The sequence below is a fragment of the Kluyvera sichuanensis genome, assembly GCF_040930405.1.
GTDB classification, from domain to species: domain Bacteria; phylum Pseudomonadota; class Gammaproteobacteria; order Enterobacterales; family Enterobacteriaceae; genus Kluyvera; species Kluyvera sichuanensis.
In genome coordinates, this window is record NZ_CP162271.1 from 910,598 (window position 1) to 931,077 (window position 20,480).

General features: G+C 52.9%; 27 protein-coding genes. 25 read left to right on the forward strand and 2 right to left on the reverse strand.

All coding sequences use genetic code 11. The annotated features are described in order from the left end of the window. Positions 1 to 2: 2 nt before the first annotated feature. From AB2B48_RS04540 to AB2B48_RS04555, 4 genes are all read left to right on the forward strand, one after another. Entirely contained in the window at positions 3 to 1,406 is a 1,404-nt protein-coding gene (locus tag AB2B48_RS04540) for a DUF4055 domain-containing protein (RefSeq protein WP_368300925.1), read from the forward strand. A gap of 1 nt (position 1,407) precedes the next feature. Next, a complete protein-coding gene (locus tag AB2B48_RS04545) occupies positions 1,408 to 2,511 on the forward strand; it encodes a phage minor head protein (protein WP_368300926.1) in 1,104 nt (367 codons plus the stop codon). Positions 2,512 to 2,611: 100 nt separating this feature from the next. Continuing rightward, positions 2,612 to 2,821 carry a hypothetical protein gene (locus tag AB2B48_RS04550; RefSeq protein WP_133166661.1) on the forward strand — a complete coding sequence of 70 codons (210 nt, stop codon included), beginning with the start codon at positions 2,612 to 2,614 and terminating at the stop codon, positions 2,819 to 2,821. Positions 2,822 to 2,993: 172 nt separating this feature from the next. Continuing rightward, the gene (locus tag AB2B48_RS04555) at positions 2,994 to 3,746 is read left to right on the forward strand and encodes a DUF6651 domain-containing protein (protein WP_368300927.1); all 753 of its coding nucleotides are present in this window, start codon (positions 2,994 to 2,996) and stop codon (positions 3,744 to 3,746) included. On the opposite strand, the gene AB2B48_RS04560 is transcribed toward AB2B48_RS04555, so the two are convergent. After that, entirely contained in the window at positions 3,743 to 4,483 is a 741-nt protein-coding gene (locus tag AB2B48_RS04560; protein WP_368300928.1) for a hypothetical protein, read from the reverse strand. The two genes, AB2B48_RS04555 and AB2B48_RS04560, sit on opposite strands and share 4 nt — an antisense overlap. A 112-nt stretch (positions 4,484 to 4,595) precedes the next feature. Here AB2B48_RS04560 and AB2B48_RS04565 point away from each other — a divergent pair, with 112 nt between their 5' ends. From AB2B48_RS04565 to AB2B48_RS04620, 12 genes are all read left to right on the forward strand, one after another. Further along, positions 4,596 to 5,729 (forward strand): P22 phage major capsid protein family protein, encoded by a 1,134-nt coding sequence (locus tag AB2B48_RS04565; RefSeq protein WP_368300929.1) that lies wholly within the window; start codon positions 4,596 to 4,598, stop codon positions 5,727 to 5,729. A 39-nt stretch (positions 5,730 to 5,768) separates the two neighbouring features. Continuing rightward, positions 5,769 to 6,026 carry a hypothetical protein gene (locus AB2B48_RS04570; protein WP_368300930.1) on the forward strand — a complete coding sequence of 86 codons (258 nt, stop codon included), beginning with the start codon at positions 5,769 to 5,771 and terminating at the stop codon, positions 6,024 to 6,026. 2 nt (positions 6,027 to 6,028) lie between these two features. Beyond that, positions 6,029 to 6,511, forward strand: a complete 483-nt coding sequence (locus AB2B48_RS04575; protein WP_368300931.1) for a DnaT-like ssDNA-binding protein — start codon at positions 6,029 to 6,031, stop codon at positions 6,509 to 6,511. Position 6,512: 1 nt separating this feature from the next. Next, positions 6,513 to 6,866 (forward strand): hypothetical protein, encoded by a 354-nt coding sequence (locus AB2B48_RS04580; RefSeq protein WP_368300932.1) that lies wholly within the window; start codon positions 6,513 to 6,515, stop codon positions 6,864 to 6,866. Positions 6,867 to 6,868: 2 nt separating this feature from the next. Further along, the gene (locus AB2B48_RS04585) at positions 6,869 to 7,468 is read left to right on the forward strand and encodes a hypothetical protein (RefSeq protein WP_368300933.1); all 600 of its coding nucleotides are present in this window, start codon (positions 6,869 to 6,871) and stop codon (positions 7,466 to 7,468) included. Continuing rightward, entirely contained in the window at positions 7,458 to 7,904 is a 447-nt protein-coding gene (locus tag AB2B48_RS04590; protein WP_368300934.1) for a phage tail terminator-like protein, read from the forward strand. Before AB2B48_RS04585 ends, AB2B48_RS04590 begins: the two co-directional genes overlap by 11 nt. Positions 7,905 to 7,950: 46 nt before the next feature. Beyond that, on the forward strand, positions 7,951 to 8,883 hold the full coding sequence (locus AB2B48_RS04595) for a phage tail tube protein (RefSeq protein ID WP_368300935.1): 933 nt from the start codon (positions 7,951 to 7,953) through the stop codon (positions 8,881 to 8,883). A gap of 41 nt (positions 8,884 to 8,924) precedes the next feature. Next, positions 8,925 to 9,263 (forward strand): phage tail assembly chaperone, encoded by a 339-nt coding sequence (locus tag AB2B48_RS04600; protein ID WP_368300936.1) that lies wholly within the window; start codon positions 8,925 to 8,927, stop codon positions 9,261 to 9,263. 17 nt (positions 9,264 to 9,280) lie between these two features. Next, entirely contained in the window at positions 9,281 to 9,568 is a 288-nt protein-coding gene (locus AB2B48_RS04605; RefSeq protein WP_368300937.1) for a DUF1799 domain-containing protein, read from the forward strand. Beyond that, complete coding sequence (locus tag AB2B48_RS04610) at positions 9,568 to 12,699, forward strand: phage tail tape measure protein (protein ID WP_368300938.1); 3,132 nt, start codon at positions 9,568 to 9,570, stop codon at positions 12,697 to 12,699. Before AB2B48_RS04605 ends, AB2B48_RS04610 begins: the two co-directional genes overlap by 1 nt. Positions 12,700 to 12,753: 54 nt before the next feature. Then, positions 12,754 to 13,716, forward strand: a complete 963-nt coding sequence (locus tag AB2B48_RS04615; protein WP_368300939.1) for a hypothetical protein — start codon at positions 12,754 to 12,756, stop codon at positions 13,714 to 13,716. A gap of 137 nt (positions 13,717 to 13,853) precedes the next feature. Continuing rightward, complete coding sequence (locus AB2B48_RS04620) at positions 13,854 to 14,219, forward strand: hypothetical protein (RefSeq protein WP_226999287.1); 366 nt, start codon at positions 13,854 to 13,856, stop codon at positions 14,217 to 14,219. A 53-nt stretch (positions 14,220 to 14,272) separates the two neighbouring features. Here AB2B48_RS04620 and AB2B48_RS04625 read toward each other — a convergent pair whose 3' ends face one another. Further along, a complete protein-coding gene (locus AB2B48_RS04625) occupies positions 14,273 to 14,575 on the reverse strand; it encodes an Arc family DNA-binding protein (protein ID WP_368300940.1) in 303 nt (100 codons plus the stop codon). Positions 14,576 to 14,664: 89 nt separating this feature from the next. Between AB2B48_RS04625 and AB2B48_RS04630 the strand changes: the two genes are divergently transcribed. The 9 genes from AB2B48_RS04630 to AB2B48_RS04670 all read left to right on the forward strand — a co-directional run bounded on the left by AB2B48_RS04630 (position 14,665) and on the right by AB2B48_RS04670 (position 20,448). Next, complete coding sequence (locus AB2B48_RS04630; protein WP_114141104.1) at positions 14,665 to 14,832, forward strand: Arc family DNA-binding protein; 168 nt, start codon at positions 14,665 to 14,667, stop codon at positions 14,830 to 14,832. A 36-nt stretch (positions 14,833 to 14,868) separates the two neighbouring features. Then, on the forward strand, positions 14,869 to 15,705 hold the full coding sequence (locus tag AB2B48_RS04635) for a phage antirepressor N-terminal domain-containing protein (protein WP_368300941.1): 837 nt from the start codon (positions 14,869 to 14,871) through the stop codon (positions 15,703 to 15,705). A gap of 165 nt (positions 15,706 to 15,870) precedes the next feature. Further along, the gene (locus AB2B48_RS04640; RefSeq protein WP_368300942.1) at positions 15,871 to 16,647 is read left to right on the forward strand and encodes a hypothetical protein; all 777 of its coding nucleotides are present in this window, start codon (positions 15,871 to 15,873) and stop codon (positions 16,645 to 16,647) included. Further along, complete coding sequence (locus tag AB2B48_RS04645; protein ID WP_368300943.1) at positions 16,634 to 17,029, forward strand: hypothetical protein; 396 nt, start codon at positions 16,634 to 16,636, stop codon at positions 17,027 to 17,029. Before AB2B48_RS04640 ends, AB2B48_RS04645 begins: the two co-directional genes overlap by 14 nt. Positions 17,030 to 17,088: 59 nt before the next feature. Next, positions 17,089 to 17,439 carry a phage tail protein gene (locus AB2B48_RS04650; RefSeq protein WP_368300944.1) on the forward strand — a complete coding sequence of 117 codons (351 nt, stop codon included), beginning with the start codon at positions 17,089 to 17,091 and terminating at the stop codon, positions 17,437 to 17,439. A gap of 8 nt (positions 17,440 to 17,447) precedes the next feature. Beyond that, on the forward strand, positions 17,448 to 18,221 hold the full coding sequence (locus AB2B48_RS04655) for a phage minor tail protein L (RefSeq protein ID WP_368300945.1): 774 nt from the start codon (positions 17,448 to 17,450) through the stop codon (positions 18,219 to 18,221). 12 nt (positions 18,222 to 18,233) lie between these two features. Then, positions 18,234 to 18,965 carry a C40 family peptidase gene (locus AB2B48_RS04660; protein ID WP_368300946.1) on the forward strand — a complete coding sequence of 244 codons (732 nt, stop codon included), beginning with the start codon at positions 18,234 to 18,236 and terminating at the stop codon, positions 18,963 to 18,965. Continuing rightward, positions 18,953 to 19,552 carry a tail assembly protein gene (locus tag AB2B48_RS04665; RefSeq protein WP_368300947.1) on the forward strand — a complete coding sequence of 200 codons (600 nt, stop codon included), beginning with the start codon at positions 18,953 to 18,955 and terminating at the stop codon, positions 19,550 to 19,552. The genes AB2B48_RS04660 and AB2B48_RS04665 overlap by 13 nt, the downstream gene beginning before the upstream one ends. 98 nt (positions 19,553 to 19,650) lie before the next feature. Continuing rightward, on the forward strand, positions 19,651 to 20,448 hold the full coding sequence (locus AB2B48_RS04670) for a hypothetical protein (RefSeq protein WP_032943626.1): 798 nt from the start codon (positions 19,651 to 19,653) through the stop codon (positions 20,446 to 20,448). Positions 20,449 to 20,480: the final 32 nt, after the last annotated feature.

Consider the following 20,480-nt stretch of genomic DNA (forward strand, 5'->3'; position numbering starts at 1 on the left):
CCATGCCTGATATTTCAACACCCAATCTGGACTATGGGAACATGGTGCAGGCGTGGGACATCAACGACGCCCTGATGGGCGGCACGCTGTATATGCGCCAGCTTGGCGAAGCTTATCTCCCGCGCTGGCCGAAAGAGGACAAAGAGGATTACCAAAAGCGCCTAGCTGTGGCCACGCTGCTGCCGGCGTACGAAGAAACCATCAACCAGAATGTGGGCCGCGTTTTTGCTGAGCCAATCCAGCTTGGTGAGAACGTCCCAGACCGGCTGCGCGAGTTTGCGAAGGATGTGGATCTGGAAGGCAGTCGCCTCGATGTGTGGGCGCAGGCGTTCTTCAGCCTGGCGATGCAGTATGGCCTCTCTCATGCGCTGGTGGACTATCCCCGCGTAGACGCCGAGCAGGTGAAGACCAAGGCGGACGAGAAAGCCACTGGCGCGCGACCATACGTCACCATGCTCAATCCCCGCCAGGTGATTGGCTGGAAGTCGAAGATGGTCGGCGGCAAGGTTCAGCTCACAGCACTACGCATCAAAGAGGTGGTGGTCGAAGATGGCGACGACTTCGGGCAGACCAAGGTTGAGCAGATCCGACTGCTGACGCCCGGCAGAGTTGAGATTTATCGCAAGGCCACTGGCGACAATGCCCAGGCTAACTGGACGCTGCACGAAGAGTGGGAAACCTCCCGCAGGGATATCACCCTGATCACGCTCTACACCAAACGCACAGGCTTTATGTGTGGCTCACCGCCGCTGCTTAACATGGCTCTGCTGAACGTCAAGCACTGGCAGAGCCAGAGCGAGCAGGACAACATTCTGCATGTTGCCCGGGTGCCGATACTGACGGTGTTCGGGCTGGAGGATGACCAGGAACTGGTGATTGGCTCGTCATCGGCAACTCAGTTCAGCAACCGGGAGACCGGCGGGCTTGAGTATGTTGAACATACTGGCTCGGCAATCGGCGCTGGCAAAGAGTCACTGAGCGATCTGGTAGAGCAAATGCGCCAGGCGGGCGCGAAGTTGCTGCGTACTGACAACACCTCTACGAAGTCGGTTGACCAGACGTCTGAAGAGAAGATGCAGGAGCAGTCGCCGCTCTACACAATGGCGACCAGCCTGGAAGATGCGATCGACAACATCCTGCAAATCATGGCTGAGTACATCGGTGAGGCAGAGGGGGGCAACGTCGATGTCCGTACTGAGCTGGATGTCGAGTCGAAAGAGTTCAACCCTCCGGCGGCGCTGGCTATTCAGTCGCTGCGCCAGGGCGGTGATATTCGTCGCGTGGATGCGATTAAGTCGCTGCAGAAGCTGAACATCATCGACGCGGATGCGGATCCTGATGTGGTGCTGAGCGAGCTGCTGGCCGAATCATCCTCTCTGGATACCAGAACGATAGACGAGGTGTGACATGGCCCGTTCCGTCAATGACCAGCTCCAGGATGAGACGATAGCGCACGGCCTGTATGTGAATCGCTACGGCACGGGCGTCGCCCGGCGCATGGTGGCGTTGCTGAACAGGCTTGATGCTGACCTGGCTGCCAAACTGCTGGTGCTGCTGGACGGCAAGCGAGCCGATACGTATAGCGCTCGCCGCCTGGCATCGCTGCTGGTGGGGGTGCGTGACCTCAACCAGCAGGCCTATGAACCGGTTAATACTGCGCTGGCGCGCGAACTGACTCGCTACGTTGAGTATGAGGCCGGGTATCAACTGGACCTGTTCAGCAGCATCATTCCGAAGCAGATTCTCCAGCACGTTCCGCTCCAGAGCATCGCACCTGAGCAGGTTTACGCCGCAGCTGTGACGCAGCCTTTCCAGGGGCGCTTGTTGAAGGAATGGGGCCAGAAGCTTGAAGCTGACCGGCTGGACAAAATCACCAATGCTGTACGCTCCGGGTTCCTTCAGGGCGAAACGGTAGAGCAAATCGTTAAGCGCGTTGCCGGTACGCCGAAACTCAACCGCGAGGATGGGGTGATCAACACCTCCCGGCGTGACCTGGCTGTGGTGACGCGCACGGCGGTGAACCATATGGCCGCCTCGGCACGTCAGGACTTCGCCCAGGCCAACAGCGATATCGTGAAGGCCAAGCAGTGGTCGTCTACGCTCGACACGCATACAACTCCCCAATGCGTCATCCGGGACAGGAAGCTCTACACGCTCGACGGCAAACCGCTGGGACATGAAATCCCTTACCTCCGAGGCCCGGGCCGCATTCACTACTGCTGCAGATCCGGAGAGGTTCTTCTCACCAAATCGTGGGAAGAGTTGCAGATAGCATCAGGCGAGCTGAGCAACGCAACTAGGGCGAGCATGGACGGCCAAATCCCAGCGCATACCAGCTATGCCGAATGGCTAACGCGGCAGCCGTACGCCCGGCAGGAACAGGTACTGGGCATTACCCGCGCCATGATGCTGCGTGACGGCAAAATCACTGTACCGGAGATGTTCAACGATGCCGGGGAGTTCCTGACCCTGGACGAACTGCGGCGAATTGATGCTGCTGCTTTCGAATAAGTGCTACAATAATCGCGTCCGGCTAGGGTAGCTCCCGAAGGCGCAGAACGTAGACTGTGTGCCGGACTCCATTATCTACGCAACCAGCTACGAGGTTAATATGACAAATCAGAAAGATGCTTACTATGAGGTTGACCGCCCATGGAACTCCGAGCGTGAAATTATCAATAATCACGAAGTGAAAGGTCTTAAGCAAAAGAATACGCAATTGCTTGGTAAGCTAAAAACTGAACGAGATCGCAGAATTGCAGCAGAAGCACAAGTTGCCCTTCTGAAAGATATGCTGCTTTCAATTCGAGGTGAAGTATAGCCTGAGAACAGGCGTTCTGAGGTGATCACTGACCCGCTCCGGCGGGTTTTTTATTGCAAACAAATCAAGGCTGCCTCCGGGCAGCTTTTTTTATGCCTGCCGCTGAGCGGATGCGACGCGGTGACCGGGTCGGATGACCCACCATTAATGGCCGGAAGGCTGGAGCAAAACAATGAAACTCAAACTCGATGCTAACGGAAATGTGGTCGTTGAAAACGGTATGCCGGTTTATATCCATGATGACGGCAAAGAAATCCCGTTCGACGCGGTCGCAGCGATGACCAAAATCACCTCGCTGAATGGTGAGGCGAAAACTCACCGCGAGGCGAAGGAAGCGGCGGAAGCCGGTCTCGCCAAATTCGCTGGTATCACCGACCCGACCAGGGCGCTCGAAGCCCTGGAAATGATGACCAAAATCGACCAGAAAAAGCTGATTGATGCTGGAGCCGTTGACCAGGTTAAAGCCGAAATCACCAAGGTCTTCCAGCAACAACTGGACGAAGCGAACGGCAAAAACCAGGCGCTGGAAACCCAACTCTACGACGAAATGATTGGCGGCCGCTTCGGTGGTTCGAAATTCATCTCCGAGAAGATGGCAATCCCGGCTGAGTTTGTGCGTTCCCACTTCGGGCAGAACTTCAAAATTGAAGACGGCAAGGTCGTGGCGTACGACGGGCAGGGCAACAAAGTGTTCTCCCGTACCAAGCCCGGTGAACTGGCTGGTTTCGATGAAGCGCTGGAATCTCTGGTCGAGTTGCATCCGCAGAAAGACTACATCCTCAAAGCGTCCGGCAACAGCGGTGGCGGTTCCCACCAGTCGCAGCATCAGGCCGGGCAAAAAACCATGAAACGCGGTGCGTTTGACGCTCTGGATGGCGTGGGTAAGCAAACCGCGTTGAAAGACGGCGTCACCATCGTCGATTAATCGAGCCAAGCCCATGTTTTTCGGGTTTTGATGTTGTGGATGGTTCTTGCTGATACGTCATAGGCATCAGCCAGTTGGCGCTGTGTGTGGCTGTTGAGCATGAGTCTTATCTCTCGCACCTGATCAACCGTAAGCTTGTGGTTCCATTGCGCCTCACCACGGTTTGATGTCCCGTGAATCACTCGGTCACCCTGATTTTCCTCTGGCGTAGCCCAATAAAGGTGTCTGGGGTTAACGCAGCCATCATGCCCTTTGCCGCATGTGTGTGCTGATTCATGTCGATCCGTTGGCGGCTCTCCATGAGCGGCAATGCACATTGCCCGTGATGCGGTTAGCAGTTTTTCAGTGCGCGCCTCATGAATGCGTCCATATCCATCCTTTTTATTGCGATGAAACGGCCATATGAGGCAGTTATCTTCAGCATATAGCTTGTGCTGCTCGATGAAATCCTTAGCAGGTGATGGTACTGACCTGATCTCGAGCGGATCACAAAATCGTTTAAATCTCTGGTAGTGCATTGAGCAGTAGCCGCATTTGCCACCATTGACCCGATTGGCGCTCCGCTCGCAATCACTTACGAGACATTTTTTGAACTCAAAAGGTTTTGTAATTTTTTTGTAAGCAAGGGCGTCGCCATGAATGCGCAAGCGCTGGTAATGCGCAGAACAATATCCATTACGACCGTGAGATTTGGAGCTTGCGTCCCGCTCACAACCATCAACCAAGCATTTTTTCATTTTTGAATACCATCAATAACAGGCTTAATCCCTAGCTTATCCTCGGATGGGGTGCGGCGCAAGCTCTGGAAAGAGCAACATATATCTCATTAATTTTCACGGAAAATATCTTATGAACACTTTAACTGGTCTGATCCCGACCATCTATACCGCGCTGGATGTAGTGTCCCGCGAGCAAACTGGTTTTATTCCTGCGGTGGCGCGTGACGCTAAAGCAGATGCAGCTGCCAAAGACCAGACCGTGCGTGCACCAGTTGCGCCTCCGGCCACCACTGAAGATATCGTTCCAGGGCCGTCTGCACCTAATTCTGGTGATCAGACTATCGGCGGTGTGGATGTAAAAATCACCAAATCCAAAATGGCTCCAGTGAAATGGAATGGTGAAGAGCAGCTGGCGCTTGGCCCAGCAGGAACCTACAACACCATCCTGGCAGATCAGTTCAAACAGGCTTTTCGTGCTCTTGCCAACGAAGTGGATGCTGATCTGGCCGCGCTGTATTTCAACTCCTCGCGCGCAGTTGGTACGCCGAAGGATACCCCGTTCAGCGTTAAAGACGATTTGTCTGATGCTGCGCTGGCACGCCAAATCCTGACCGATAACGGCGCGCCAACCACCGACCTGCGCATGGTGCTTGGCGGCGAAGCGATGGCATCCATTCGTGGTAAGCAGTCCGTATTGTTCAAAGCGAACGAGGCGGGCACTGACCAACTGCTGCGTGAAGGTGTTATCGGTCGCATCATGGGCTTCAACCTCCATGAGTCCTTCAGCATTAAGCGCACCGCGAAAAGCACCGCGGCTGGTTACAAGGTCAACGGTGCCAAGAAAGAGGGCGATATCATCGTTGCTATCTCGGCGGGCACCGGCGGCATTGCTGCGGGCACTGCTGTGAAGTTTGATGGTGATGACAACCAGTACCTGGTTGTGGCAGCAACGTCTTCCAGCATTACCATCAGCGCACCAGGCCTCCGTCAGGATCTGGCTGACCAGGCCGCCGTCACTGTGCTCAGCGAGTTTACGCCGAACATGGCGTTTGACCGCGGTGCATTCCTGCTGGCGAGTCGCACCCCTGCGATGCCTGAAGGTGGCGATACTGCCGATGACGTCATGAACGTGACCGATCCGGTATCAGGCATCACTTTCCAGGTTGCTCTGTACCGTCAGTACCGTCAGGTGCGTTACGAGGTCGGTCTGGCGTGGGGTGTGGCCGCCGTGGCGCCGCGCCATTCCGCCATCATCATGGGCTAACCACAGGGGCTTCGGCCCCTTTGTTTTTCAGGAGGCCCAATGGCCGGATTGACCAGAGAGCAGCGCGCACAGCGCGAGGCTGAAAAGCTTGCGGCGCAGAACGGCACTGAACATGCTCCTGCCCAGCAGGAACAGCAGCAGGAACAGCAGCAGGAACAGCAGCAGGAACAGCCAGGCATTGAACTGGTGGTCATGGTGCGTGATATCCCTGAGTTCCCCGGCGGCCCGTTGAGCGCTGATGTTCATCCTGACGAAGTTGACAACTGGCTGGCGCTGGACTGGCGTCTGGAGGAATAACCATGCTGGTGGCCGATCCTCATTCGCCAGACTTTAACACTTACGCCAGCGTTGTTGACTTGCGCGCGTTCGCGGCGGGTCGCGGATATACCGTACCTGCCGATGATGGTGAGTGTGGCCAGATGCTGATGCAGGCAATGGATTATCTGGAAGGTAAGTCATGGCGCGGGCAGCGTAGTGTTGCTTCACAGCCACTATCCTGGCCTCGCTCTGGCGTTCGTTTTGATGGCGTTGACCTGTCGGATGACACCATCCCACAACGGCTGGTTGATGCGCAGTGTCGCCTGGCTATCGAGTCGCAGGAGATTGACCTCACGCCTTCGGTTGCCGGTGGTGGTGCAGTGACAATGGAGCGCGTCGAGGGCGCTGTGACAGTTCAGTACGAACCGGGCACGAACAAGGCTGCACCGTCGTTCCCCTGGTTTTATTCCTCGCTGCGCGGGCTGGTGGTGGGCGGCAATCAGGTCCGCATAGAAAGGGGATGATATGGCAATCGACTACCGCCGCATGCGCAACACGGCAACCCGCCTGCTAACCGAGAACGGGAAGACCTATCCGTTGACCCGCGGCGGCACCACAACCCGCGATCAGTTCGGCAAAGAGGTAACCACTCCTGCTGTTAACGGGACCGTGACCGGCGTTGTCACTGAATACTCAGCACGCGAAATCGACGGCTCCCTGATCGCCACCGGCGATAAGAAACTGGCGGCCACGTTCGAAACGGAAGTGCGTATCGATGACCGCATCGAGATTGACGGAAAAAAGTGGCGGGTAGTGCAGCCGAATCCGGTTAAGCCTGCTGATGTGCTTATCTCCTACAACATCCAACTGAGGGCGTGAGTATGGCCAGCACAGCTAATCAGCCGTTCCTGGCTGCCATTCAGTTGTTCGTTGATAGCTCCAAGCAGGAGATGGACGAGGTGGTGCGCCGGACGGGCATTAAAATCCTGGCTCAGCTCGTTGAGATGTCACCAATTGGTAACCCCGACATCTGGCAGGTCAACCAGACGGCATCGGCCTATAACGATGTTGTGCGGGAGCATAACGCGGCTTTGCGTGATGACCCGGCCAACCTGACCAAATCGGGGCGTCTTAAGCGCGGGCTGCGAGTGAACGACTCGATGGACATCAAAAAGCCTGACGGCTATGTCGGCGGGCGCTTCAAGAACAACTGGTATGTGGGCTTTGATAGCCAGCCTACCCAATCCAACGATACACCTGATGCCTCCGGCCAGGGGTCCAACTCCCGCGGCCTGGCGGTGCTCGAGGTGTTCCGGGTAGGCCAGGTCAGCTCGATTTTCTTCACCAATAACCTGCCATATGCGGCAGCACTGGAGAACGGGCATTCCGGCCAGGCACCCGGCGGCATGGTGGGCATCACTGCGCTGGATGCCGCGCAGTTGTTCCGTGAGGCAATGAGCGAGGTGCGCAATGGCCAGTGACCAGTCAATGCGAATTGCTGAACTACTGGAGAGCCGCATTGCGGTTATCTGCTCATCGCTTGGGCTGCCAGTAGCCTGGCCGAATATTGCCTTCGACCCCCCGGATGCGCCCTATGCTCGGGTTTATGTTCTGCCTGCGCAGACGGTGGGGCAGGATTTGGAAGGCCAGTTGCGCACGTACCAGGGAATCTTGCAGGTCAACATTATCGCCCCGGCCGGCAGCGGAGTGAACCAGGCCAGAGGGTTGGCTCTCTCCATCGCTGACGCTTTCCCCGAGGGACTCCCGCTGGTGGGTGGTGACCTGACGGTTTACATCAACGGGCCGCCACAGATTCGCTCACCAATACAGGATCGCCCGACCTCTGCACCAAACGGTAGTAGTGGCTCCATCACCTATACAATCCCCATCAGCATGCAATATCGCGCTGATTACTGACCCGCCGCCCGGCGGGTTTTTTATTACCTAAATTCAGGAGAATGCAATGGCATTCGCAATCCCTAACGGGTCGCGTGTAAACGTGGCCAAGGCCTATCTGGCCGCAATTACCTTTACTGCGGCATCCAATGCGACGGAATGCGAACTGACCGTTGCCTCGGCTGCTGGCATTCTGGCTGGCGATGTTGTCCAGGTTAACTCTGGCTGGCTGAAGCTCGATAACATGGTACTTCGCGTGAAGTCGGTCACTGGTACCAAAATCGTGCTGGAAGCGTTCGATACCACCGATACCAATAAATTCCCGGCCGGTACTGGCGCGGGCACGCTTCGCAAAATTGACTCGTGGATCACCATGCCACAGGTCATGACCTTATCTACCGAAGGTGGCGACCAGCAGACCATTAGCGTGCAGTTCCTGGAAGATGATAAGGCTCGTACTATCCCGACGTTTAAAAACGCGGTCGTTCAGGTCTATACCTTCGCTCACGATCCGTTGCTCGCCATCTACAAACGACTCGTTGAACTGGATGAGTCAAGCGATACGACGGCAATCTGGTTCCACAACCAGCGCGGCAAGGCTGACCGTTACTATTCTGCGAAAGTCTCATTCCAGAAGGTTCCAAAGACTGAAATCAACGCCGTAGAAAGCAACGAAGCGCGCATGAACTTCGAATCGGATATGCAGATTTACCCGATCGCTGACTCTTCCGCTGTGCCGCTGGCGTTCCTGACAGACCTGCTGGCAACCAAGTCTGTTGCCTCTGGCTCACCTCTGGACCTGGCTGTTGTCATGCAGGGTGGTTCAGCGCCTTACACCTACGTATGGAAGAAAGGCGGTACCGCCATTCCGGGCAAAACCGCTTCGACGCTCAACATCCCGACCACCTCATCCACTGATGCTGGCGTTTACACCTGCGAAGTCACCGATGCCGCAGGCAAGACCCTAACGTCGGCGGCATGCACCGTTACTATCAGCTAACCAATCAGGCCCGGTTCTCCGGGCCATTCTGAGATGAATCCATGACCCAATTCTCCCTAATCCCGAACCCAACCTTCTCCGCAACTGCCAGCATCCCGCGTGCCGGTACCGAAGACGGCAAACTGACCTTCACCTTCCGCCATAAGACGCTGGAAGAGCTGCGTACCATGGATGAGAAACTGCAAAAGGATGCAGCAAGCAAGAAAGCCGCTATTGAGCCGCAGGCCGATTATCTGATGGAAATCGTTGATAGCTGGGCGCTGCCGGATGAGTTCACCCGCGACAACGTGCTCGTCCTGCTTAAGAACTACCCGCGCGCGTTCGACAGCATTGGTCTGGCTTACACCAAAGAGCTGATGGGTTACCGCGAAAAAAACTGAGGCAGGTCGCCGCAGCGATGTATACGCCGGGACCGACTCTTGCGGAGTTGAGCGCTTTTGGTTTAACGCCTGAGGACGTAGAGGAAGAGGTGGGGATCCTGCCGTCGGTATGGAAATCCTTCACCATCTTCTCCACGCTGGCGACCCAATGGCGAGTTGGCGCGAGCGGGGCGACCGGCCTTGATTACAACGTACTCCCCTGGATGTTTGAGTTACACGGGGTTGAGGATGCGGCGACCTGTATGGCTGACCTTCAAATCATGGAAAGCGAGGCGCTTAAGGTAATGCATAAGGAGACGAAATAATGTCAGACCAAATCGCCTCGATTACTTTGAGGGCTGATGTTGCCGACCTGAAAACGGCCAGCAATGAACTGGATAAACTCGGCCAGGCGGCAGCTGGTGCCGTCGGCAAGGCTGATGACCTGAACAGTGTTTTCCGTGCTGGCGCTGAATCTGCGAAGCAGGGCAGCGAAGGCATCAAAGAGCAGCAGGCTGCACTGAGGGGGCTGCTGGAAAACATCGACCCGGTAAACAAGGCGCTGAACCGGCTTGACGAGCAGCAGGCAGCGCTGCGTAACTTCCAGGCGAAGGGCTTTCTTGATACTGATTCGTTCCAGGCGTATAGCAAAATTCTGGACGACACTCGCCTAAAGCTAACCGACACTGGCGAAGTGGCGGCTAAAGCGCAGGCAGAACTGGCCGCCACCCAAGCGGCAGAGAAGCAGTCCGCAGCACTGAAAAACCTGCTGGGCTCAATCGACCCGACGATTCGGGCATTTAACTCGCTGGATGAGCAGCATGCGCAGCTGGTGGCGCACTTCGAATCAGGGCGCATCAATAGCGCTCAATTCGAGCACTTCAACACCATCCTGAACCAGACGCGTGAGCGACTCACTGGCGTGGCTGACGTTCTGCCTGAGGCATTGTCGCGGCAGGAAGCCGCCGCGCGCCGCGCCGGTATCTCCGTAGGCCAGTACAGTGCTGCGATGCGGACGCTTCCGGCACAGTTCACCGATATAGCCACGCAGTTGGCTGGTGGACAGTCCCCATTCCTTATCCTGCTCCAGCAGGGTGGGCAGATTAAAGACCAGTTTGGCGGAGTGGGTGGCGCAATTTCCGGTGTAGGCACTTATTTGCGTGGGCTGCTTGGCTTGCTCAACCCTGTCACCATCGGCATTGGCGCTTTGGTTGTTGGCGCTGGCGCGCTGGCAACCGCCTGGTATCAGGGAGCGCAGGAGGCGACCGAGTTTAACAAGCAGCTAATCCTGACCGGTAATTACTCGGCACAGTCAGCTGCAAAACTTTCTGATTTGGCTCAGAAGATTGGTGGCTCAAGTGGTAAGGTTGCGGAAGCTGCGAGAACGCTTTCTCAGGTCGTTGGTGCTGGCACATTCAAAACTGACCAGCTCGAAGCTGTAACCCGCGCCGCCATGGCGATGCAGGATGCGACCGGTCAGTCAGTTGATGCCACAATAAAGAACTTCCAGAAGCTTTACGACGCCCCGACTAAAGCGTCAGAAGAGCTAAACTCGACGCTTCATTTCCTCACCTCGGCGCAGTATGACTACATTGCGTCACTGGAACGACGCGGAGATAAAGAGGGGGCAGCAGCGGCGGCAGCCAAGGCATACGGCGATGCCGAGCAAAAACGAAGTCAGCAGATCCTCGATAATATGGGGCTGATTGAACGCGCAGCAGCAAGTGTTAGTAAGGCCCTCAAAGGAATGTGGGACGAACTGCTCAATGTTGGCAGACCGGATGCGCCAAATGACATGCTGCGCAAAATGCAGGATGAGCTTTCTGAAAAGCAGAAATCTCTTCTTCCTGAGCGCCAGCGAATGGGATACGGGTACAGCTATGATACTAGCAGTAGTGATCAGGAATATGATGCCCGCCGCAAGGCGCAACTTGCTGCTATTGATGCACTTAAATCTCAAATAGCACCACTGCAGCAAGCGGCTCAGCTACAAAATGATATCAGCGCTTCGATAAGGCAGGGGGCTGACGTCGACAATAAGAGAACGGATGCTCTTATTTACCAGAACCGCATTCTTGAGCAGTCCATGACATGGCAGGAGAAGCGCAGTCGTGCGCTATCTGAGTTGTGGAAAAACGTTGCAATTGCGCCTGATAAGTGGAGCGATCAGCAGCGGCAGCAGGCCGTGGATGCCATTAATAAGCAGTTTCATCCGGACAAAACGCCCAAGACTCCAGCCGTTAAGGTTTCAGCCGGTGATCGCTCAACCGACACCTACAATGCTGAGACTCTAGCTCTGCAGGCTCAGCTTAAAACGCTACAGGACCATCGTGATATCAACGATGTAATCAGCCAGCAGCGCAAACAGCAGTGGGAGTTAATCTCAAAGATCACCATCCTCGAGTCCACCGCTAACGATCCGAAAGGGCGCGCATTAACACTCGATGAAAAGTCACTGCTGGCGAACAAAGAGAAACTGCTAGCTCAGGCAGATATTAATGCCGGACTGGGTGATCAAATTGCGAAGCAGCAGAAGCTGAACTCTCTGGCTGATCAGGCGACTAAGTTCGCACAGCAGCAGTCTGCTAAGCAGGCGGAAATTGCTGCGGCAGCCAGAGGCTTGTCCACTAGAGAGGCCGAAAGGGAAGCGACGCGCCAGCGCCTGACTGAATCCTATGCCTTTAACCCAGATGCTCAGAAAAAGGTTCTCGCAGAGCAGGAGGAGACATACCGGAAAGAAGATGAGCTTCGCAGCGACTGGCAGGCTGGCGCAAAGCGTGGTTGGGCCGATTATGCCGACTCAGCAACAAACACGTTTGAAGCAATGCGAAATGTGGCTGGCTCTACGTTTAGTGGCCTATCCGACATGCTGACAGATCTGGTTACAACTGGCACGGCAAGCTTTAAAGATTTCACCAAATCCATGTTGAAGATGATCGTGCAGGTGACAAATCAGTTGCTGGTGGCTTATGCAGTGCAGGCTGCTATGGGTTGGATAAGCGGTGGCAGTAAAAGCGGGAGCACCCCCGGAGGATCATATGCGAATGCTGCTGCTGGCATCACCTTCAATGCTAAAGGTGGCGTTTATGACTCGCCCGGCCTCAGCCAGTATGTGAACGGTGTCTACGATTCGCCTCAGTACTTTACCTTTCAGGGCGCGTCGAAGTTTGCTAAAGGTGGAGTGTTCGCTGAGGCAGGCGAAGAGGCCATCATGCCGCTGACGCGTGATTCTGCCGGGCGACTTGGGGTTAGGGCCCAGGGCGGTGGTGGTGTAGCGCCGGTGATTAACACTACTATCAATGTGGTTGCTGGTAGCTCTTCAACAGCCCATACGTCCAGCTCTGGTGATGCCATGGGGCGCGTACTTGCGGATGAAATGCAGAACGCTGCGTTGCAGGTTATCCAGAAGCACCTTAAGCCTGGAGGCATGATCTACAACTTCAGCAAAGGAAGATAGAGATCCTCCCACCTCTCGGATATGATGCCCATATCATAGATATGGAGAATTTTTATGGAGCGCAGAGAGGTGGGAGAGCTTGGTGGATTCACTTTGAATGTTTCCGGATACGCTAAAGAGGAAGATGCAAGAACAGCAGGAAATAATGTCGGGGAAGTTATAAGAGCGTTGTCAGACTTCATTGACCTTAGTTATCTTGATGGCGTCACGATTAGTTACGAGTATGAAAATGCTCTGCTTTCGTTGGATCGTGGCATCGACACTGAAACTAAACTAAAGCCATCATCCGGGGATGTTGTTGGTGTGGCCATGACACCAATGGTAATGCGTAATAGAAGTGTCAAAAGCCATATTGTTCTTAATGCAGCCTTTATAGAAGGGATTCTGGATAAAAACTATCAAGGAGATGAATTTCAACAGGCACTGGCAATTATTGCCCATGAATGCGGACATGTTTCTAATTGCGGAGCATTTGATAGATCTTTCCCTGGCAGGGCGCTAAAGCATAGATATTCTGATATCCATGAAAACCTACGAGGTGAGTGTTGGTTATCAGTCATAGACGAGTACTGTGCAACCAGGCTCGCTGGTAATATTGGTCTAGATAACAATAAACTTTATGAGGAATCATTTATTCTATGTTCTGAGAAATTATATTTAAATATTAAAAAATCGAAGTTTGAGTATAGATTTCATCAAAATGTGGATAAGACTTTAAATGAGGTTTATGAGCAGATTTCAACAGCGCTTAAGTTGACCGCTTATTACTTGGGGGATTGTGCAGCAAAAGACATCGACTATTCCACAAGCAACTGGTTGAAAAATGAAGATTTGATTTGGCTGCAACCCCACATTGCTAATTTAAATAAAGCCTGTGTTGATGTATTTGACAATTACGGAAAATGGGAGTCTATCTCAGAAATGAATGCTGTCTCTGATGTTCTTGATCAGATTGCCAGGGAGTGTGGAGTTAATATCCGTAAGGTTGATAAAGGGTTTTGGGTAGATATTTTATAAAGCTTTAATGTCTGACCTGAGATTGAAGGTTAGTGTTTAAATTAAACAAGATGCATCCATCCCTTGTTGGGTAACACTTATCACCCTCTATCTCACAAAAGTTTTATATTATTGCCAGAATCATAACAATCAAGGGGATGATAGTGAAAAAATTACTATTGGTGGGAATTGCTTGCTTGCCACTTACTGGATGCTTTGGAGAATACAGTGAAGCCATAAATTATGGGGAGTCGCAAATCAAGCAGTCATTGAAAGATCCAGATAGTGCAAAATTCAACGATGTATGGTTTTCACCAGATGCGAATAATGGCAAGCCTAAAATCAGCGGGTATGTCTGTGGCCGGGTTAATGCAAAAAATGCATTCGGTGGGTATGTCGGAGAGGCTCCGTTCTTTATTTATGTGGGTCAGCTTGACTCTGATTTTTTCAGTGGGGCCCCAGGAATTATCCAAAGCGATGACGAAAAATCCATGAAAAGATTTGAACAATTTTGCAAGAGATAGCTCACGCCAACACCAACAGCAAGCCCCGACAGGGGCTTGTGCGCGGAGCCCTCTCAGGTGGGCTTTTGGGTTAATTTTTCAAGGCGCTCAGCGATTTCATCCAGCCTTTTTAGGCGCTCATCCAGATGAACGCCGTCAGTGATTTTCGCGTTATTCCAAAAGTCATTATTCACTGAGTCCCGCTCCTGCTTAAGGACCTCGAACTCCTCATCATCGGTCAGTAATTCAACGGCTTTTTCAATTGCTGACACCACTTCTGCATTTACTGAACGTTTGTTTTTCAATGCAAGGGCGTGAAGTTTATCTTTCAGTTCCTGCGGCAAACGAATATTCACCTTGGGTTCGTCACGTGCCATGTTCATCTCCACCTTTAATTTAGTATTGACATGATGGCACCGTGGTACTAAATTATCAATGGTTCCACGGTGCCACCATGAGGGGTGATATGAATAAAGGTGAATGGAAGTTTGTCGCGCGCATTCCTGAGGAGTTCAGAGAAAGGATGTACGCATTGGCAGAAAAAGAAGATCGGTCGATAAACTACTTGGTGTTGAAGGCGATTAAAGAGCTTTTAGCCAGAAACGACGAAGCCCCAACTACTTGCGATAGCTAGGGCTTCTAATTTGTCCGTCCGCAGAAGGAATCGAACATGAGTAATTTAGCAATAAAACAGTCAGCTTGCACCATTAACGTACCATTTCACGGCGCTGAGCTGTATGTCGTTAACCACAACGGCGAGCCATACACCCCGATGAAGCCAATTGTTGAAGGCATGGGCATGGACTGGAAAAGCCAGTACGTGAAGCTCACTCAGCGCTTTGCTAAAGGTATGGTGGAAATCACCATCCCTACTGCTGGCGGCATTCAGAAGATGATCTGTCTCGCCCTCCGCAAACTTGCCGCTTGGCTGAACACTATCAGCCCGAACAAAGTAAAGCCGGAGATCCGCGACCGTGTTATCCAGTATCAGGAAGAGTGCGACGACGTTCTCTATGAGTACTGGACCAAAGGACTGGTGACGAACCCGCGTAAGCAGGAAGAGTCCACAGAGAAAAAGCAAAGACGCTGCACAGCCAAGCAACTGACGCCGCTGCGTCAAACTGCTGAGCGACTGATCGCTACCGGTTTGGGAAATATTTACCCGGACATCTGGAGGCTTGTACATGCGAAGTTTGAAATTGAGCATATTCACCAACTTCTGCCTGAACAAATTAATGAAGCCATTGATTACCTCAATGCGCTTGAAGGTGAATACCTTCCACGGGAACCGATTTTTAAACCGGGACAGGTGGCAGCCCCGGCGCGCAGCCCAAGCCGCATTCTGCTCTACCTTGATGAAAACGGTGCAGTGCAGGGTACATTGCCCCTTCAGGATGATCAGGTGGTGATGAGCATCAAGGGATTCTTTGATTTTGCCAAAAGCAGAGGAATGGTGGTTATGCACCGCGACGAACTGACTGACCGGCTGGCAGGGTTGCTTGCCTGACATTCAATTTCACTCAACACCAAGCCTCGCTAACGCGGGGCTTTTTTACGCCTATAGCTTCTGTGGATAGCAGTCCTTCCCTGCCTATACAGTGCCTGTACAGTGATTGCGTAAGCGGCAATCGTCACGTAAACTTTTCGTCATTATCAGCAAATGGGTTAGAAAATGGCTGCAGGTGTACCGCAAGAGAAGGCCACGCAATTCCTAGAACTCTATGGCAATATGCTTCTAGAGGGAATAGCTATTGATGAGTTTTCGTATCGGCGCGGAGTGCGTGAGCTTGAGCGCCAGAATACCAGCCTCTCTGTTTCGGCTCTTGGTTTCCTGCATGGGTTATATGGTGATATCGATCGAGCTGTAGCCGTATTTGAAGCTGCTGATCCCGTTCGTGATGTTACTGTCGCTATAAATTTCTGCTTTATGTTGCGCCATACAGGCTCCATAAATCGTCTTTATCATCATGCTTACGAACTTGCCGAGGTGCATCAGACCAAAGCACTGACAGCTAGCGCTTATTCTATAGCCTATCGCTTTGGAGACAGGGAGCGCCTTGAGCATTACTTTGATATGCACATCAAATTACTCTCGGAAGATGAACATAGGGCTGATGCAGAAGTGCATAAGCAGGAGTTGTTGTCCGAAATTGATAGCGCGTATCGTCTGAGCGGGTGTTCTCGAGACCAGTTTGAGCTGCTGGCCAAGATGATTTGGACATTAACAGAAAGGCATCGCTTAACACCTGGGACCGTTGAATTAAGTAGTGGCTCCAGCATTTCTTACGTGATTGACATACCTAATCAGAATGCTGATTTCCTGGCTTCGCTTAATTGGGAGCTTGCAGAAGCCATTTGTAGCCAAGATGCTTTGGATGATTGCAAAATAGTGGCGCGGTTTTCTCCGCCACGTCAGCTTCATGTTGGGGTAAGTTATGGCAATAATTAGTGATGACTTGCTTGATTGTGCTAATTCATTAATCCAACTGGAAAATGAAACTGGTTTTCGCAGCTGTATATCTCGCGCGTATTATGCAAATTATCACCACGCTTTGGAGTCACTCCATTCGGTTCCTGCGTTCGCATCAAACCACCATAGCAACCTGATTGGTTACATGAGTAACAAGGCAGAAAATAAGCTTGAGCCATATGATTCAACTCAGTTGAAGTTGCTCAGTTACAGCTTGCGGCAGCAACGCGAAGCGCGTAACGAGGCGGATTACCATATCTCAAAAGTAACAGTAAGCAAGGAAATGGCTGAAACAGCATTAGCCAGTTCCAGACTGTTTTTCCAAAAATGGAATGACTTGAAAAAAGCTATAGCATCCTAATCACCAGGCTTAGATTAGTAACAAACCCAGCTCCGGCTGGGTTTTTTTATGGAGCAAATATGGCAGTTGAAACTTACAACTGGCACTCGCAGCTCGGTGCGGGTGCGGTCGAATACAGCCAAACAATACGGTCTGCGCAATTCGGTGATGGTTACGAGCAGGTGGCTGAGAACGGCATTAACTCCACCGCTATTCAGATCCCAATGAAGCACGCAGGAACAGAGGCGGAAGTTAACGCAGTCCGCGACTTCCTGTTAGCGCATACCGTTAAAGCATTCGTCATCACGCCGCCGGGCGAGGAGATGGGGCTGTATCGGGTTGTACCCGACTCTGTGCGTAAAAACCAACTGAGCAGCAAATTTGCTGAGCTGACATTCACGATTAAGCGCGCCTATGGCGTCTATGCCTGAGGTGGAGCATGACAGCACTGATTGATACAGCTGCAATGCTGGCGCCGGGTGGCAGAGTCCGTCTGGCAGAGGTTGATGCGTCGGAGTTTAGCGGCGGCATCCACCGCTTTCACTACAGTCCTTTTCCCCACACTCCAGCGGAGATCGATGCGGCCGCCGGCGATGAGGACAAGCTGGGGCCTAAACCCATTATCTGGGACGGTAAGACCTTCGATTTCTGGCCATTCCAGATTTCTGACCTCGCAATCTCAACCGATCAGGCCGCCGAACCGAAACTTAGTGTCTCGAACCTTGACGGGCATATCACGGCACTCTGCCTGCAGTTCAAGGATATGGTTAACGCGAAGGTAAGCATCATCGACACCTATGCAGTTTACCTGGATGCGGAAAACTTTCCGGGCGGAGTGAATGCCACAGCCGATCCGACGATGTTCACCCTTCAGACCTTCTGGCTGGATACTAAAACCTCAGAAGATGATGAGGTGGTGACGTGGTCGCTCAGTAGCCCGGCGGATTTGCAGAATCTGGTGATTCCTACCCGGCAAATTACCTCGCTATGCGAGTGGGCGTTGCGCGGCCAATACCGTAGTGGAGACGGCTGCACCTACAACGGCACGACCTACTTTGATGCCAAGGGCAACCCGGTTGCCGATCCGGCACTGGATGTATGCGGTGGCTGCCTCAGTGATTGCCGGAAGCGCTTTGGTGCTGGCCTGGCAGAGCCTAATACCGCGACTCTCGACTTTGGCGGATTTCCAGCAACGGTGCTATTTTCTCGATAACCGGACATCAAAATGAACAAAACGATTATGAATGCCATCCGGGCACACGCGCTGGAGGAATCGCCGCGCGAGTGCTGCGGTCTTGTAATCCAGTCAGGGCGACGCCAGCGCTATATGCCGATGCCAAACAGCCACGAAAACCCGACTGAGCATTTCCGTATTGATGGTGAGCATTGGGCGAATGCTGAGGATGCAGGAACCATTATTCGAGTCATTCACTCTCATCCTGGTGATGGCGCCAGGGCTATTCCATCAGACCTCGATCGCCAGCAATGCAACCAGTCAGGAGTGGTATGGGGTATCTACGCGCCCGATGGCGATGAGTATGCCGAAGTCACGCCGGATGCCATCCCGCTTATCGGGCGTCCGTTCATTCTGGGCTCTCACGACTGCTGGGGGCTGGTCATGGACTGGCATGCCACCCAGGGTGTAACGCTGACTGATTTCCGCGTTGATTACCCGTGGTGGGAAAGCCAGTATTCGGACAACCTCTACTTCGATAACTGGGAGAAAGAAGGTTTTGTCGAATGCGACCCTATGCCAGGCTGCATGGTCATCATGCAGGTCGAATCAGGTAAGTGGAATCACGCGGGAGTCATCACCGAAGAAGGCGAATTGCTACACCACCTTTACGGCCAGCCATCCTGCGTCACGCCGTATGCGCGCGGCTACTTCAAAGACCGGACGATGATCTGCGTTCGCCATAAAGATTTACCACAGGAGATTCAGCCATGGCGCGTCTAACCACTATTCGATTGTACGGTGTACTTGGAGCCAGGTTTGGCCGTGTTCACAGGCTGGCGGTGCAGACATCAGCTGAGGCGGTAAAGGCGCTTTGCATCAACCTGGACGGTTTGGAAAGTTACCTGATGAACGCCAAAAAGAACGGTATGACGTTTGCGGTGTTCCGCGGGAAACGCAATATCGGAGTTGATGATTTTAAGGAGCTATCCGGGGAAAGCGATATTCGCATCGCGCCAGTGATGGAAGGGGCGAAAAAGGCGGGTATGTTTCAGACCATTCTGGGGGCTGTCATGGTTGTTGCTGGGGTTGTTATTGGCGCAATGACTAGTTGGACAGGTGTTGGCCTGACATTCGGTGCCGGGCTTGTAATGTCCGGTGCATCAATGATGGCTGGCGGTATCTACCAGATGCTGTCTCCCCAACCAAAAGGACTACAGGGGCGAGACGATCCTGACAATAAACCCTCATATGCCTTCGGTGGCTCGGTGAACACCCTTGCGATGGGCAACCCGGTCGCCATTCTTTACGGAGAAAGAGAAATCGGCGGCGCCATCATATCAGCCGGTGTGATCAGTGAGGATATTTGATACCATTGAGTTGCGCGGCTAGACCGGCCAGTCGAAAACGGGGAACACAGACCCCGCTGCCGCGCCCCATCATCTGTGAAAGCCTACTGTGAGGTTTTATGCAGTCCAAAATATGCACTAAATGTAGTGTAGAAAAACCAATATCCGAATTTTATAAGAAATCCTCTGGAAAATATGGCGTCGAAGGCAGCTGTAAGTTATGCAGAAATGAGGGAATAAAGCGGTACCAGCAAACTGAGGCTGGTCAGGCCGTTGTCAAAAAAGCCCAGCAAAAATTTGCAACGACTGAAAAGGGAAAGGCAAACCAGTACAGAAAGGATCATAGTGAAAAAGGCTTGGCAAGGCGCCAGCGCTTTTTGAAAGGCGATGCACGGAAGAAATGGAATGAGGAATACCACTCCCGCCCTGACGTGAAGGAGCGACAGCGAGAAGCTCAACGGCGTCATTATCACAACGGGGATGGCAAGGATTACATGCGTGAATATAACTCGCGTAGCGATGTAAGATCCAAAAAAGCTATTTATGACCGTGACCGAAGGGCTAACCCTGAATTGCGAGAGGCGCGACTCGCGCGTGCGCGAGAACTTTCAAGATTGGAGAGCAATAAGGCAGTAAAAAGAGCTTACCAAGAAAGTGATATAGGGCGAGGCGTTCGGCGGCGCATTAATAAAAAGAGCTATCTTTCTAACCAGATCAAGGTGAAGGCGCGCAGGTTACTGCGTACGGAAGTGGATATGGGGCGAATTTTGCGCCCGATAGCTTGCGAGTCTTGCTATTCAGTTGGCGGTGTTCACGGGCATCACGACGACTACGCAAAACCGCTCAGCGTGCGTTGGTTATGCCCACAATGCCACAAAAACTGGCACCGATTAAATGGACCCGGAATTAACGGGTAAGACGAATATATCAAGCACCCAATTGGGTGCTT